This is a genomic window from Actinomycetes bacterium (genome assembly GCA_035489715.1).
Classification (GTDB): Bacteria; Actinomycetota; Actinomycetes; order JACCUZ01; family JACCUZ01; genus DATHAP01.
Genome location: DATHAP010000071.1, coordinates 1 through 14,839 on the forward strand (window position 1 = coordinate 1; position 14,839 = coordinate 14,839).

Genomic DNA, 14,839 nt, shown 5'->3' on the forward strand with positions numbered 1-14,839 from the left:
CTGCCGGACGGGCTCGGCACCGAAGTCGGCTCCGGCGGCCGCCCGCTGACGCCCGCCCAGGCGCAGCAGCTCGCGCTGGCCCGGATCGTGCTCGCCGACCCGCACACGCTGGTGCTCGACGAGGCGACCTCGCTGATCGACCCGCGATCGGCCCGCCACCTCGAGCGGTCGCTGGGCGCTGTCCTGCACGGGCGGACCGTCGTGGCCATCGCGCACCGGCTGCACACGGCGCACGACGCCGACCGGGTCGCGGTGGTGGAGGACGGCGTGGTCAGCGAGCTCGGGTCGCACCACGAGCTCGTCGAGGCGGGTGGCGCCTATGCCGCCCTGTGGCAGTCGTGGAGCAGCGACGCACCGGCGGTGACGGTCCGGTGACCGGACCCCACGGAGAAAGTTCCGACCCGAGGCAATCCGGCGAGCCTCCCCGCTCCGAAGGGACAACGGGCGGGGCCGGCGATCGGAGCAGGGGAGCCGGCTCCGCCTCTCGGCCGGACGACCTCGCGCGCCGGGTCCGGGCGGCGCACGCCGACCTGGCCGAGCGGGAGGGCCGGCTCCGGGAGCGGGGGGGCGGCGGCGCCGTGCAGCTGCCCGGCATCCGGCTGATGTCCAGCGGCCTGCGGGTGCCGCAATGGAACAGCGCGGACGTCACGGCGGACACCGAGGTCGACGCCGTGGACATCGCCGCGGTCCGCCGGTGGTACGCCGAGCGGGACGTCCCGTGGGGCATCCGGGTCCCCCAGGGCATGGCGTGGCCGTACGGCCGGAAGCTGCTCACCAAGCGCGCCATGGCGCTGGCGACCGCCGACCTGCCCGAGCCGGCCGAGCCCGCGGGCGTGCTGGTCCGGCCGGCCGGCCCCGCCGACCTGGAGGCCTACGCCCGGGTCGACGCCGCCGCGTTCGACGAGGAGCTCGGCCCGATCACCGACTACGCGCGGCCGATACTCGGCGCCGACGGCTTCCGCCCGGTGCTCGCGACCGCCGGTGGCGAGGCAGCCGGCGTCGGCTACGGAGCCCTCTCGACCGGCGCCGGCGGGCCCAGCGTCGGCATATTCGGCGTGGGTGTGCTCCCCGAGCACCGGCGGCGAGGCATCGGCGCCGCGCTGACCGGCCACCTGGTCCGCTGGGCCCGCGACGAGGGGGCCGACCTGGCCTGGCTCAACCCCGACGATGACCGCGCGGCCCGGCTCTACGCCCGGCTGGGCTTCCGCGAGGTGCCCGGCTTCGACGTCTACGTCGACGCCTGACCCGGGGCGGCCCACGCCGGCTGCAGCTGCACGTACCGGGCGGTGAGGACGACGCGCGCGCCGTGCCTGGCCAGCTCGACCGCCGTCGCCTCGCCGAGCCCGGAGGCCGCGCCGGTCACGACGGCCCGGACGCCGGTGAGGTCGGGGATGTCGTCGGCGGTCCACCCGGGCACGATCGAGACGGTCATGCCGGCCCTCCTACCCGGCCGCCCCGTCGCGACCCTCCTGGCGCCGGCTCGAGCACCAGCTCCAGCTCCAGCTCGTGCGCGATCGGCACACCGGCCACGTCGTGCAGCGGGATCGACGGCTTGACCCGCCGCGACTCGGCGACCCCGCCGCGCCGGAACGCGCACAGGTCCAGCCCGTTGCGCTGGTAGAAGGCGAGGGCGCGGACGTTGTCGTTCGTGGTGCACAGCCAGAGCCGGCGGCAGCCCTGCGCCAGGGCGTCGTCGACGCACCGGGCGAGCAGGGCGCTGCCCACGCCGCGGCCCTCGACCCGGGTGGAGATCGCGACGACCTCGTAGTCGTCGTCGCGGACCGCGACCAGAGCCAGCCCGACCTCCGCACCGTCGAGCCGGGCGACGAAGCCGGGCAGGCCCGTGACGTCCACGGCCTCGCCGCGCCGGGCCACCACGAGGGAGCCCCACGCCTCGGTCATGAGGTCACGGACCAGCGCGCCGTCCGCGCCGCCCACTCGCCGGAGCATCGGGTCGCTGCGCACCCGACCAGGATGGCTCAGCGGACGGCCGGCTGCGCCGCGGCGACCGGCGGGACCGGCGCGTAGGGCGCGCCCACCGGCGGCCGGGGGTCGGGCTCGCCGCGGACCGGCCAGAAGGCCATCGCCCGCTCGGCCTGCGCGGTGATGGTGAGCGACGGGTTGGCGCCCACGTTGGCCGACACCGTCGACCCGTCGGCGACGTGCAGGCCGGGATGGCCGAACACCCGGTGCCAGCCGTCGACGACCCCGTGCTCGGCGTCGGTCCCGATCGTGACGCCGCCGAGGAAGTGCGCCGTCACCGGCGAGCCGGTGAGGTCCAGCCAGCTGCCGCCGGGCTCGCCGCCCATCACGGCAGCCATCCGCCGGACGGCCTCGTTGCCGGCCGGAATCCAGGTCGGGCTGGGCTCGCCGTGCCCGTGCCGGCTGGTGAGCCGCCAGCCCAGGAGCCCGCGGCGGCCGGAGACGACCAGGCTGTTGTCCAGCGACTGCATGACGAGCGCGATCACGGTCCGCTGCGACCACCCGCGCACCCACACCGTGCGCGCGGCGCGCGCCGGGTGGCGGGCCAGCTCGGTGAGCCAGGTCAGCGCCCGCGGACGGGGTCCGCCCCCCTCGGTGAGCACCGTCGAGAGCAGGCCCATCAGGTTGGACCCGGCGCCGTAGCGCACCGGCTCGACGTGCGTCTCGGGCTCCGGCCGGAACGACGACGTGATCGCCACGCCCGAGCTGTAGTCGACCCGGCCGCGGCGGCGGGTCGTCGCCCCGAGCAGCGACTCGGAGTTGGTGCGGGTCAGCTCGCCCAGCCGTGGCGAGAGGTTGCGCAGCCGCCCGGTGTCGCGCATCCGGTGCAGCAGCCGCTGCGTCCCGTAGGTCCCCGCCGCCAGCACCACCTGGCCGGCGGTCACCGTGCGCGCGGTCCGCCGGGCCCGCCACGCGCCCGTCCGCACCGTGTCGACGGCCCAGCCGTCGGCCAGCGGCCGCAGCGCGGTCACCGTGGTCAGTGGCAGCACCTCGGCGCCGGCGCGCTCGGCCAGCCACAGGTAGTTCTTGGGCAGGGTGTTCTTGGCGCCGTACCGGCATCCCGTCATGCACGACCCGCACTGCAGGCACCCGGTGCGCTCGGGGCCGGCACCACCGAAGAAGGGGTCGGGGCTGCGCACGCCCGGTCCCTCGCCGAAGAACACGCCGACCGGCGTCAGGCGAAAGGTGTCACCGACGCCCATCTGCTGCGCCACCTGGCGGACGACCTCGTCGCTCGGGGTGACCGTCGGGTTGGTGACCACACCGAGCATCCGGCGCGCGGTCTCGAGGTGCGGCGCCAGCTCGGCCCGCCAGTCGGCCACCTCGCGCCACTGGGGGTCGTCGTAGAACGCGTCGTCGGGCGGGTAGAGCGTGTTGGCGTAGACCAGCGAGCCGCCACCCACGCCGGCGCCGGCCAGCACCGTGACGTCCGGCAGCCGGTGGATCCGCTGGATGCCGAAGCAGCCGAGGCGCGGCGCCCAGAGGAACTTCCGCACGTCCCACGACGTCCGGGCGAACTCGTCGTCGGCGAAGCGCCGCCCGGCCTCGAGCACCGCGACCCGGTAGCCCTTGTCCGAGAGCCGCAGCGCGGTCACCGACCCGCCGAACCCGGACCCGACCACGATGACGTCGTAGTCGTGGGTGCCGGGGTCGGTGGTCACGGCCGGCCGACCGCCTTGAGCACCCGCAGCGCGGCGGTGAAGCCTCGCGCCCACGTCTCGAAGGGGATCCGGTCCGGCGGCGCAAAGGGCACCAGGTGCTGCACGGCGACGGTCTGCGGCTCGGTGTACTTCAGCAGGCCTTCTCGGCCGTGCCGCCGGCCGAGGCCGGAATCCTTGCGGCCGCCCATGGGCGCCGCGGTGGCGCCCCACGCCGCACCGTAGGTCTCGTTGACCGACACCGTGCCGGTCTCGATCCGCGAGGCCACCCGACGACCGCGGAAGACGTCGCGGGTCCACACGGAGGCGTGCAGGCCGTACGTCGAGTCGTTGGCCAGCCGGACCGCCTCGTGCTCGTCGGCCACGGCCCGGACCGCGACGACCGGGCCGAAGGTCTCAGCCCGGCAGAGCGCCATGTCCTCGGTGACCCCGGCGAGCACGGTCGGCTCGTAGAAGAGCGGCCCGATGTCTGGGCGCGGCCGGCCCCCGGCGAGCACGGTGGCCCCGTTGGCCACGGCGTCGTCGACGTGCGCGGCCACCCGGTCCAGCTGGGCCTGCGAGAGCAGCGACCCGACGTCGACCGAGTAGTCGAAGGCGGTGCCCAGCCGGGCGGTGCGCACCCGGGCGAGGAACCGGTCGAGGAAGCCGTCGTGGACCGGCTCGGCGACGTACAACCGCTCCGGCGACACGCAGAGCTGACCCGCTCCGGTGAAGCAGTCGCGCACCGCGGCCTCGGCCGCCCGGTCCAGGTCGGCGTCCTCGAGGACGAGCATCGGGTTCTTGCCGCCGAGCTCGAGCGAGCAGCCCACCAGGCGCCGGCCGCAGCGCTCGGCGACCTCCCGCCCGACCCGGGTCGACCCGGTGAAGCAGACGAAGTCGCCGCGGTCGACCACCGCGGCCCCGACCGTCGGCCCGTCACCGAGCACGACCTGCCACAGGTCCGGGGGCAGCCCGGCCTCGACGGCGAGCGCCCGCACCCACAGCGCGGTCAGCGCGGTCTGGGTGTCGGGCTTGTGCACGACGGCGTTACCGGCGACGAAGGCCGGGAGCGCGTCGGACGCGGCGAGGGTCAGCGGATAGTTCCACGGCGAGACGATGCCGACGACGCCCTTGGGGTGGCGCAGCTCGTGCACCTGCGAGAGCACCGGCACCAGACCGGCCCGCCTGGCCGGCCGCAGCTCGCGTGCGGCCGTGCGGGCGTAGTAGCGCGCGTTGAGCGCGACGTCGACGACCTCCTCGAACGCGTGCCGGCGAGCCTTGCCGCTCTCGGTCTGCACGAGGTCGAGCACCTCGTCCTGGCGGGCGAGCACCAGGTCGTGCAGCCCGAGCAGCACGCGGGCCCGCTCGGCGACCGGCCGGGCCGCCCACGCGCGCTGCGCCTCGCGAGCGCTGGCGAAGGCGGTGTCGACGTCGGTCTCCGTCGAGACCGGCAGCTGCGCCACCTCGGTGCCGTCGAAGGGGGCCCGCGTGGTCACCGTCTCGCCGGAGGTGGACACCACGGCGCCTACCAGCCCGGTGTGCTCGGCCTGGACTGTCATGAGCGTCAGGTTACTCGTGAGTAATGATCGCCGACAGGGCGTCCGGGCGATGAGTCGGTGCCGACCACGACCGGCAGCGTGATGCTCCGCTACCGGCGGGCCTGACCCACCGCGGCCTGACCCACCCCGGGTGAGGTTGCCCGGTTGACGGTGCCCCGGCCCGGGCGGATCCTCCGGGAGGTGACCGCCACGACTGAGGGCGCTCTGGACCGCGGCCGGGCAGCCGTCCGGGCCCGGGCATGGGCCACCGCGGCCGACGCGTTCGTGGACGCGTCCGCCAGCTCACCGCTCGACCCGGCCGACCTGGAGCTGCTGGCCACCGCCGCCTACCTGGCTGGCCGGGGCGACCTGAGCACCGCGGCCTGGGAGGACGCGCACCGCGAGCACCTCCGCCGGGGCGATCCGGCACGGGCGGCGCGCTGCGGGTTCTGGCTGTCGATGGCGCTCCTGCTGGGCGGCGAGTACGCCCGCGGCAGCGGCTGGGTGGCGCGGGCCAAGCGGCTGGTCACCGAGGCCGCCGTCGACTGCCCCGAGCGCGGCTTCCTGATGCTTCCGACCGCGCTGGCCACCATGTTCGACGGCGGCGCAGCAGCGGCGTACGCCATCTTCGAGCAGGCCGCCGAGATCGGCGAGCGGTTCGCCGAGGCCGACCTGGTCGCGCTGGCCCGGCACGGGCAGGGTCAGGCCCTGGTGCGCGGCGGCGACCGGACCGGCGGCCTGGCCCTGCTGGACGAGGTGCTCGCGTCGGTCTCCGCCGGAGAGGTCGGCCCGATCGCCGGCGGGATCATCTACTGCGCGGTCATCGAGACCTGCCACGAGGTCTTCGACCTGCGCCGGGTCCGCGAGTGGACCGCCGCTCTGAGCCGTTGGTGCGAGTCGCAGCCGGAGCTGGTCCCCTACCGGGGGCAGTGCCTGGTGCACCGGTCCGAGGTGCTGCAGCTGACCGGCGAGTGGCCGGCGGCCGTGCGCGAGGCGAAGCTCGCTTGCGAGCGGCTCTCCGCGCCGGCGCATCCCGCGCTGGGCATGGCGATGTACCAGCTCGGCGAGCTGCACCGGCTGTGCGGGCGGGTCGACGAGTCGGAGGCGGCGTACGCCGGTGCGAGCGCCTGCGGCCACTACCCGCAGCCGGGGCTGGCCCTGCTGCGGCTCGGCCAGGGACGGGTCGACGCAGCGGTCACCGCCGTCCGCAGCGCCGCGGCCGAGACGGCCGAACCGCTGGCCCGGGCACGGATCCTTCGGGCGTACGTCGAGATCGTGCTCGCCGCCGGCGACGTCACCGACGCGCACCACGCCGCCGAGGAGCTGGCCGCCACCGCCGCCGAGCTCGGGTCGCCCACCCTGCGGGCGGTCGCTGCGCACGCGACCGGCTCGGTGCGGCTGGCCGACGACGAGCCGGCTGCCGCGCTGGAGTCGCTGCACACGGCCGCCGAGGAGTGGCAGGCCCTGGCGGCCCGCTACGACGGGGCACGCACCCAGCTCCTGATCGGGCTGGCCCGCCGGCAGCTCGGCGACGAGGACGCCGCCCGGCTCGACCTGGCCGGCGCCCGCACGAGCCTGGTCGCCCTGGGGGCGGTCGTGGACGTCGCCGAGCTGGACCGGGTCGCCGGGACTGCAGGACCGGTCGCCGGGGGGCTGAGCCCGCGGGAGATGCAGGTGCTGCGGCTCGTGGCGACCGGCCGGACCAACGTGGCGATCGCCGCCGACCTCGTGCTCAGCGAGCGCACGGTCGACCGCCACGTCAGCAACATCCTGGCCAAGCTCGAGCTGCCGTCGCGGTCGGCGGCAACCGCATGGGCCTACGAGCACCACCTGGTCTGAGCCAACCCGGTGCGCGCACCCACCCATCGCTGTCGTCGGCGGTTGGGTGCTTTCACCGAAGCCGCCGGGCCCGCACCCGCCTAGCGTCCCGGGCATGGACGAGGAGGCCGCCATGGAGCGCACCGCAGAGCAGCACGTCACGACCGTCGTCGTCGGAGCCGGCCAGGCCGGGCTGTCGACGGCGTACCACCTCGCCCGGCGCGGCCAGGACTTCGTCGTCCTGGACGCGCACGAGCGGGTCGGCGACAACTGGCGCAGCCACTGGGACTCGCTGCGGCTCTACAGCCCGGCCCTGGCGGACTCGCTGCCCGGCATGCGGTTTCCGGCCGCACGCTCGGCCTACCCCACCAAGGACCAGATGGCCGACTACCTCGAGACCTACCGCGAGCGCTTCGACCTGCCGGTCCGCAGCGGGGTCCGAGTGCGCCGCCTGCGTGCCCTGGACGAGGGCTACCGGGTCACCTGCACCGACGGCACGGTCTGGACGTGCGACAACGTGGTGGTCGCGACCGGGACCTTCGGGCGTACGCCGCTGGTGCCCGCCTTCGCCGGCGACCTCGACCCGGCGGTCCGACAGCTGCACTCCAGCGACTACAAGCGCCCGGCGCAGCTGCAGCCCGGTCCGGTCCTCGTCGTCGGTGCGTCGCACTCGGGCGGTGACATCGCCTTCGAGGCCGGGACGGCTGGCCACCCGGTGGTGCTGAGCGGCCACATCCACGGCGAGGTGCCGTTCCGGCTGGAGAGGCCGGCCGCTCGGGTGGCGTTCCCGGTGCTGCTCTTCGTCGCCCGCCACGTCCTGACGCTGCGCGGTCCGATCGGCGGCAAGATCCGGCCGCACGTCCGGGCGCACGGCGGCCCGCTGATCCGGTTCAAGAAGTCCGACCTCGCCCGGGTCGGGGTCGAGCTGACCGGGCAGCGCACCGAAGGCGTCCGGGACGGGCAGCCGGTGCTGGCCGACGGACGGGTGCTCGACGTCGCGAACGTCGTGTGGTGCACCGGCTTCCAGCAGGACTTCTCGTGGATCGACCTGCCGGTCCTGGACGAGGACGGCTGGCCGCTGGAGCGGCGCGGCGTGGTCGAGTCGGCGCCGGGGCTCTACTTCGTCGGGCTCGCCTTCCAGTTCGCGTTCTCCTCGATGCTGGTCGGCGGCGCGGGTCGCGATGCGGCGTACGTCGTCAAGCACCTCGTCGGACGGACGACGGCACGACGTGTCGCGCGTGACGGCCGCACCGAGCCCCGGCCGGTCAGCGCCGCCTGACGCAGGCGCACCTGCCGCCGTCACTCCCTCCAGCTCAGGTCGGCGACGACGGCGAGGTGGTCGGAGGGTGGACCTCGTCGACCGGGTCGCCGACGATCTGCGCGCCGTCGACCCGGACGTGCTGGTCCTCACGGCCCGGCCGGAAGAAGATGTGGTCGATCCGCTGGTCGATCAGCTGAGGCCCTGCAGCCAGGGGCGCCTGGGGGTCGTCGAGGGCAGCGTGACGGCGTCCTCCGCGCCGCCGCCGGCCGACCAGGCGTCGGTGAGGACGTCCACCACGGGCCGGAGCACGCGTGACCCGACAGCTGCGTTGAGGTCGCGCATCAATAGGACAGGGCACGGCCCGTCGAGCCGTGGGTCAGTCGCCAGCTCTGCCGCGAAGGCTCCCTGGGCGATCCGGTCGTCGGTGTAGGGGACCGCGTACTCGAAGCACGCTGCGACGACGGGCAGTGGACCGGCCGGGGTCGACCCGGACGACCAGCACGACCGGGTCCCAGTCGCGGTGCCGTGCGGGCATGACGTGCGTGCGGTGGTCGGAGCACCGGCCACCGGCTCAGCAGGGCGATGCCCAGGTCCGTCCCGGCGTGGTCCGGATCGTCGCGCGGTGCCGCCGGGTAGGAGGGGGCGCCGAACACGGCGTGCATGCCGAGGTCAGCAGCCAGCTCGTGCGCGTGGCTGGTGCGGGTGTCGGCCCACACCTCCTGGAGGGCGACGACGTCGGGTGCCACCTGCTGGATGGTCGCCCTGATGCCGTGCTGGCGCTGCTGCCAGTCCGGCCCGAAGCGCCACCAGGTGTTCCACGTCATCGCCCGTACGGCGCCGTCCGTCATGGTGCGTGTCTCCTTCCCGGCCGGCCTCCTGTGGGCGCCTGGCGCGGTGGAGTCCGCAGTTGGAGCGCACACCGGCGGTCCAGTTCGCGAGCGGCGGTCCTGTGGCGGGCTCGATCGGCAGTTCAGGCAAGGATGACCTCGTAATCCAGGACGAGGGTGCCCCGGCTGGTCGTGCTCGAGGCCATCAGCCGCAACTGGCGTGGCTCGAGGAGTCCGCGGAACAGTCGCTTTCCCGTGCCGAGGAGCAGTGGGTGCACGAAGAGTCGAAGCTCGTCCACCAGGTCCGACTTCATCAACTGTTGGACGAGATCTCCGCTCCCGAGCACCACGATGTCGCCCTCGCCCTCCTCCTTCAGCGCCTTCACCGAGACGTCGAGCTCGCCGTGGAGAGACACGGCTCCGTCCCAGTCCAGATCGGTGGGTGTGTGGGTCACGACGTACTTCGGCAGCCGGTTGAGCTGGCTGGCCATCGGGCTGGTGTCGGGCTCGTAGGGCCAGAAGGCTGCCATCTTCTCGTAGGTCCGACGGCCGAACAGGAAGGCTGAGGTGCGGCTGGGACCGGCATCGGCGACGGCTTCGTGAATGGCAGGTGCGTACGGTGCACCCCAGCCGCCGTGAGTGAACCCGCCGTCGGTGTCCTCGTCCGGGGATCCGAGCCCCTGCATGACGCCGTCGACGGTGATGAACTCGATCAGGAGGAGTTTGCGCATGGCCAGATCCTGCGCCGTGCTGGAACGGGTTGGCTTGAACATTTCTGACCCGACCGAGGGCCGCCGTGGAGAATGGGCGGATGGACGGGCCAGCCGCGGTCGAGCTCGCACGGCGTCGCCCGGCCGCCCCGTTGGCAGGCATCGTCGCCGGCATCGTTGACCTGTCCGAGCGGTCCGCCGGGCCCGTCATGCGGCGTCAGGCTGCGGGCACCCTGGTTCCGGTCGTGTTCTCCTTCGGCAGCCCATTGACCGTGGACCATCTGTCTGACGGCGAGGGAGCAAACCGCTCGTACGGATCGTTCGTTGCAGGGCCGTCGCAAGGCCACGCGACCACTCGTCACCCGGGCGATCAGGACTGCGTGCAGGTCTATCTCACGCCGCTGGGAGTCCGCCGGATCCTCGGTGTCCCCGGAAGCGAGCTTGCGCGACGCGTGGTAGCCATCGACGACATCGCCCCCGACCTGGGTTCGGCACTCGCCGATCGGATCGGCGCGACCGCGACGCCGGCTGACCGGCTTCGCCTGGTCGAAACGGTGTTGACACGCCGCGCCGAAGCGACACGCTCGACGCCTGACTGGATCCAATGGATGTGGCACAGGCTGGCGAGCACCAGCGGGCGCGCGTCGATCGGCCGGTTGGTCACGGAGACGGGCTGGAGCCACCGGTACGTCGCCACCAGGTTTCGTGATGAGATCGGGCTGAGCCCCAAGGAGGCGGCGGGCGTCCTGCGGTTCGAACGGGCCACAGCCGGATTGGGAGCACTACCACTCGCAGACCTGGCCGCTCGTTGCGGCTACGCAGACCAGAGTCACATGACGCGCGACTTTGTGCGCCACGCCGGAGAACCACCGACCACGCTAGCCGCGGTCAAGCGCCCAACCGCCTACACGGCGCTGGGTATCAAGGACCGACACGCGGCTGACCCACAGCGCCGACCCGGCACCTAGAGCACCCGGGTTCGGACAAGCCCAGCATCACCCGGGCAGCAGATCCCCCTGACAACGTTCGAGCCGCCGCCGTTCAGCGTCGGGCACCGGCCCTCCGTGGCACCTCTAGCGCCAGCTGCGAATTCGGCGCACCGTGCTCGGGAAGGTCATCCGAGTCGTCCTAGCGGCAGAGGGACCCGAAGTCCCCTACGACCTGACCTGCTCGCCCGGCCACCGCGTAGGACCGAGCCGATTTCGAGGCATTGTCGCGTCCGGTCAGAGCGCACGGTGGGTGCCGATCGCGAGCGTCACCCTAGACCCCACTGGAGCAGTTGACCTCTGGTGGGATGCGCGGCTGATGGTCTAGCGTCCCTGGGCGTGGCCGATCCGTCGCAGCGTGCTTCCGACGCGGAGCGCGACGAGGTGGTGGCCCACCTGCGCCGGCAGCTCGTCGACGGACGACTGACGCTGGAGGAGTTCGCTGACCGGGTCGGCACGACCTTGGCGGCCCGGACGCACGGCGAGCTGGCCGAGGTGGTCACGGACCTGCCGACGCGACGGTCGAGCGTCCCAGCAGCCGACCGGCGGTCGCTGCGACTCACGGGTGCGGCATTCGGTCACGTCGTACGCCGGGGCCGCATCCGATTGACCCGCCGCCCGGTCGCCTTCGCTGGCTTCGCCGACCTCGACCTCGACCTCCGCGACGCCACGATCGAGCATGAGGACACTGTCGTCACGGCGATCGTCGGCTTCGGCAACATCGATGTCTACGTGCCGGACGGCGTCAACGTCATCGTCTCCGGGCTGAGCATCCTCGGTCACTGTCGCCAGTGGGGCTTCGACGCCGGGCGCGCCGACGCGCCGACGCTCCGGGTTCGGGTCGTCGGCGTGGTCGCGACGGCCGATGTGTGGTCGGTGCCGCGCGATGTCGTCGGCGATTACGGCGACGTCTTCCAGGCCGTGCAGGCGCGGCACCGCGGCGAAAAACCCGCTGTCAACTGATAGACCATGCGGGGCAGGTGCCGCTCCCGAGCAGAACTGATCCGGCACTGCCGTGGCATGTCGGCTTCTGTCAACGGTCGAAGATCGTTCCCCCGCACCACAATGGCCTGTCCTGGCGCGCAGACATGAGACATCGAGCGCGGCGAGCAGGCACTTCGCGGCGGCCGCCGACGCAATGTGTGGCCAGAGGACGATCTTCGGTCTCGGTGCTAGCGGACGAGTCCGAGCGTCGCACGTAGGTGCTGCTCCGGCGCACCGACGTTTCGCGGAAACGTCTTGATCGAGCTCAGACGAGCGGCACGATCTCGGGCGCCCCGAGCCGCGCGGTGTCAGCCGTCTGGTCGTCGGGCTGCTCCTGGCTGAGCCGTTCGGCCTCCACCCGGGCCAGGTAGTGCTCCACCTCGCGCTTGACCTGCCCGCGGCTCCAGCGCAGCACCGGCGCCACCAGCCTCGCGGCGACCGGCGCGGCGGCCACCCCCCGGTCGAAGGTCTCGATCGAGACCCTGGTCCGCCTGGTCAGCACGTCGTCGAGGTGGCGGGCCCCCTCGTGGCTGGCCGCGTGGACGACCTCCGCCCGCAGGTAGTCGTCCGCGCCCTCGAGCGGCTCACCGAGGGACGGGTCGTCGTCCACCAACGCGAGCACCTCGTGCACCAGCGATCCCTGCCGGTGCAGCAGATGCTCGACCCGCGCGACGTGCAGCCCGTGCCGGTCGGCGAGCCGCTGTCGGGCGTTCCAGGTCGCGGTGTAGCCGTCGGCACCCACGAGCGGCACCCGCTCGGTGCACGACGGCGGCACCTTCTCGTCCAGCCCGTGGCTGACCGCGTCGATCGCGTCCTTGGCCATTACGCGGTACGTCGTGTACTTCCCGCCCGCCACCACCACGAGGCCGGGCACCGGGTGAGCGACCGTGTGCTCGCGGGAGAGCTGCGAGGTCGACTCGGACTCCCCGGTGAGCAGTGGCCGCAGGCCGGCGTAGACGCCTTCGACGTCCTCGCGGGTCAACGGGGTGACCAGGACCTCGTTCACGTGCGCGAGCAGGTAGTCGATGTCGGTCCGTGACGCCGCCGGGTGCGCCTTGCCGAGCGACCAGTCGGTGTCGGTGGTGCCGATGATCCAGTGCCTGCCCCACGGGATGACGAACAGCACCGACGTCTCGGTGCGCAGGATCAGCCCGGTCGACGACTGGATCCGGTCGCGGGGCACTACTAGGTGGATGCCCTTGCTCGCGCGGACGTGGAACTGACCTCGCTCGCCGACCATCGCCTGCGTGAGGTCCGTCCAGACCCCGGTCGCGTTGACCACCTGCCGGGCGCGGACCTCGATCTCGGTGTCGGACTCGAAGTCCCGCACCCGGACGCCGGAGACCCGCTCGCCTTCGCGGAGGAAGCCCACGACGCGGGCCCGGTTGGCGCACAGTGCGCCGTACGACTGCGCCGTGCGCACCAGCGCCATCGTGTGGCGGGCGTCGTCGACCTGCGCGTCGTAGTACTGGATCGCCCCGACCAGCGCGTCGCGGCGAAGCGAGGGGCAGGCCCGGATCGCGCCGCTGCGGGTGAGGTGGCGGTGCCGCGGCAGGCCGCGCGAGCTGCCCGAAGAGACGCCGAGGATGTCGTAGAGGGCGACGCCCGCGCCGGCGTAGAGCCGCTCCCACCCGCGGTGCCGCAGCGGGTAGAGGAACGGCACCGGGCGGACCAGGTGCGGGGCCAGCCGCTGCGCCAGGAGACCACGCTCGCGCAGCGCCTCACGGACGAGCCCGAAGTCGAGCATCTCCAGGTAGCGCAGGCCGCCGTGCACGAGCTTGCTCGAGCGGCTCGATGTCCCCGACGCCCAGTCACGCCCCTCGAACAGCGCGACGCTCAGCCCTCGGGTGACGGCGTCGAGCGCCGCCCCGGCACCGACCACACCGCCGCCGATCACCACCACGTCCAGCTCGTCGCGGGGCACGGCGTCCAGCGCCGCCTGCCGCTGCGCAGGTCCGAGCCGCGAGGTCACCGGGCGACCGTCACCTCGACCCGCTGGAACTCCTTGACGTCGGAGTAGCCGGTGGTGGCCATGGCCCGGCGCAGCGCGCCGATGAAGTTCATCGACCCGTCGGACACCCGCGACGGCCCGGTGAGGATCTCCTCCAACGAGCCGCTGGTGCCCACCCGCACCCGCTCGCCGCGGGGCAGCTCGGCGTGGTGCGCCTCGGACCCCCAGTGGAAGCCGCGGCCCGGCGCCTCGGTGGCCCGGGCCAGCGGCGAGCCGATCATCACGGCGTCGGCTCCGCAGGCGATCGCCTTGGACACGTCGCCGGAGCGGCCCACACCGCCGTCGGCGATGACGTGTACGTAGCGCCCGCCGGACTCGTCGAGGTAGTCGCGGCGTGCGGCGTGCACGTCGGCGACCGCCGAGGCCATCGGCACCGCGACGCCGAGCACCGACCGGGTCGTGTGCGACGCGCCGCCGCCGAAGCCGACGAGGACACCGGCCGCGCCGGTGCGCATGAGGTGCAGCGCAGCCTGGTAGGTCGCGCAGCCCCCGACGATGACCGGCACGTCGAGCTCGTAGATGAACTGCTTGAGGTTCAACGGTTCTGCCCGGCCGGACACGTGCTCGGCGCTGACGGTCGTACCCCTGATGACGAACAGGTCGACGCCTGCGTCGACCACCGCCTTCCAGAGCTGCGCCGTCCGCTGCGGGGACAGAGCGGCCGCGACCGTGGCCCCTGTCTCGCGCACCTCGGCGATGCGCCGGGCGACGAGCTCGGGCTGGATCGGCGGCTCGTAGACCTCCTGCATCCGTCGGGTCGCCTCGGCGTCGTCGAGGCCGGCAATCTCGGCGAGCAGCGGCTCGGGGTCCTCGTAGCGGGTCCAGAGGCCCTCGAGATTGAGCACGCCGACCCCGCCGAGCCGGCCGATCTCGATCGCCGTGGCGGGCGACACCACGGAGTCCATCGGCGCCGCGAGCACCGGGATCTCGAAGCGGTAGGCGTCGATCTGCCAGGCGACCGACACCTCCTCGGGGTCACGGGTGCGGCGGCTCGGGACGATCGCGATGTCGTCGAAGCCGTACGCCGTGCGGCCGCGCTTGCCCCGGCCGATCTCGATCTCGGTCACTCAGGTCGTCCCCTCGG

At 73.5% G+C, this 14,839-nt stretch carries 12 protein-coding genes and 1 pseudogene; 6 read left to right on the top strand and 7 right to left on the bottom strand.

What is annotated here, in order from left to right:
• The coding region (locus tag VK640_06050; GenBank protein HTE72744.1) for an ABC transporter ATP-binding protein at positions 1 to 375 on the top strand (375 nt) is incomplete at its 5' end.
• 203 nt (positions 376 to 578) lie between these two features.
• A complete protein-coding gene (locus VK640_06055; GenBank protein HTE72745.1) occupies positions 579 to 1,244 on the top strand; it encodes a GNAT family N-acetyltransferase in 666 nt (221 codons plus the stop codon).
• Positions 1,245 to 1,288: 44 nt separating this feature from the next.
• Here the strand turns inward: VK640_06055 and VK640_06060 are convergent.
• From VK640_06060 to VK640_06075, 4 genes and pseudogenes are all read right to left on the bottom strand, one after another.
• A pseudogene (locus tag VK640_06060) lies at positions 1,289 to 1,417 on the bottom strand (short-chain dehydrogenase).
• An 11-nt stretch (positions 1,418 to 1,428) separates the two neighbouring features.
• A complete protein-coding gene (locus VK640_06065; GenBank protein HTE72746.1) occupies positions 1,429 to 1,965 on the bottom strand; it encodes a GNAT family N-acetyltransferase in 537 nt (178 codons plus the stop codon).
• A gap of 14 nt (positions 1,966 to 1,979) precedes the next feature.
• Entirely contained in the window at positions 1,980 to 3,644 is a 1,665-nt protein-coding gene (locus tag VK640_06070) for a GMC family oxidoreductase (GenBank protein HTE72747.1), read from the bottom strand.
• On the bottom strand, positions 3,641 to 5,179 hold the full coding sequence (locus VK640_06075) for a succinic semialdehyde dehydrogenase (GenBank protein HTE72748.1): 1,539 nt from the start codon (positions 5,177 to 5,179) through the stop codon (positions 3,641 to 3,643). Before VK640_06075 ends, VK640_06070 begins: the two co-directional genes overlap by 4 nt.
• Before the next feature lie 180 nt (positions 5,180 to 5,359).
• On the opposite strand from VK640_06075, the gene VK640_06080 reads away from it, so the two are divergent.
• The gene (locus VK640_06080) at positions 5,360 to 6,997 is read left to right on the top strand and encodes a LuxR C-terminal-related transcriptional regulator (GenBank protein ID HTE72749.1); all 1,638 of its coding nucleotides are present in this window, start codon (positions 5,360 to 5,362) and stop codon (positions 6,995 to 6,997) included.
• Positions 6,998 to 7,091: 94 nt separating this feature from the next.
• Positions 7,092 to 8,255 carry an FAD-dependent oxidoreductase gene (locus VK640_06085; GenBank protein ID HTE72750.1) on the top strand — a complete coding sequence of 388 codons (1,164 nt, stop codon included), beginning with the start codon at positions 7,092 to 7,094 and terminating at the stop codon, positions 8,253 to 8,255.
• A 952-nt stretch (positions 8,256 to 9,207) separates the two neighbouring features.
• On the opposite strand, the gene VK640_06090 is transcribed toward VK640_06085, so the two are convergent.
• Positions 9,208 to 9,837 (bottom strand): dihydrofolate reductase family protein, encoded by a 630-nt coding sequence (locus VK640_06090; protein HTE72751.1) that lies wholly within the window; start codon positions 9,835 to 9,837, stop codon positions 9,208 to 9,210.
• 38 nt (positions 9,838 to 9,875) lie between these two features.
• Between VK640_06090 and VK640_06095 the strand changes: the two genes are divergently transcribed.
• Positions 9,876 to 10,742 carry a helix-turn-helix domain-containing protein gene (locus VK640_06095; GenBank protein HTE72752.1) on the top strand — a complete coding sequence of 289 codons (867 nt, stop codon included), beginning with the start codon at positions 9,876 to 9,878 and terminating at the stop codon, positions 10,740 to 10,742.
• A gap of 357 nt (positions 10,743 to 11,099) precedes the next feature.
• Positions 11,100 to 11,723, top strand: a complete 624-nt coding sequence (locus VK640_06100) for a DUF1707 domain-containing protein (protein ID HTE72753.1) — start codon at positions 11,100 to 11,102, stop codon at positions 11,721 to 11,723.
• A 286-nt stretch (positions 11,724 to 12,009) separates the two neighbouring features.
• Here VK640_06100 and VK640_06105 read toward each other — a convergent pair whose 3' ends face one another.
• Together VK640_06105 and VK640_06110 are read right to left on the bottom strand one after the other, a co-directional pair.
• Positions 12,010 to 13,716: a glycerol-3-phosphate dehydrogenase/oxidase gene (locus VK640_06105; GenBank protein ID HTE72754.1), complete on the bottom strand. Its 1,707-nt coding sequence runs from the start codon at positions 13,714 to 13,716 to the stop codon at positions 12,010 to 12,012.
• Complete coding sequence (locus VK640_06110) at positions 13,713 to 14,822, bottom strand: GuaB3 family IMP dehydrogenase-related protein (GenBank protein HTE72755.1); 1,110 nt, start codon at positions 14,820 to 14,822, stop codon at positions 13,713 to 13,715. Before VK640_06110 ends, VK640_06105 begins: the two co-directional genes overlap by 4 nt.
• Positions 14,823 to 14,839 lie beyond the last annotated feature (17 nt).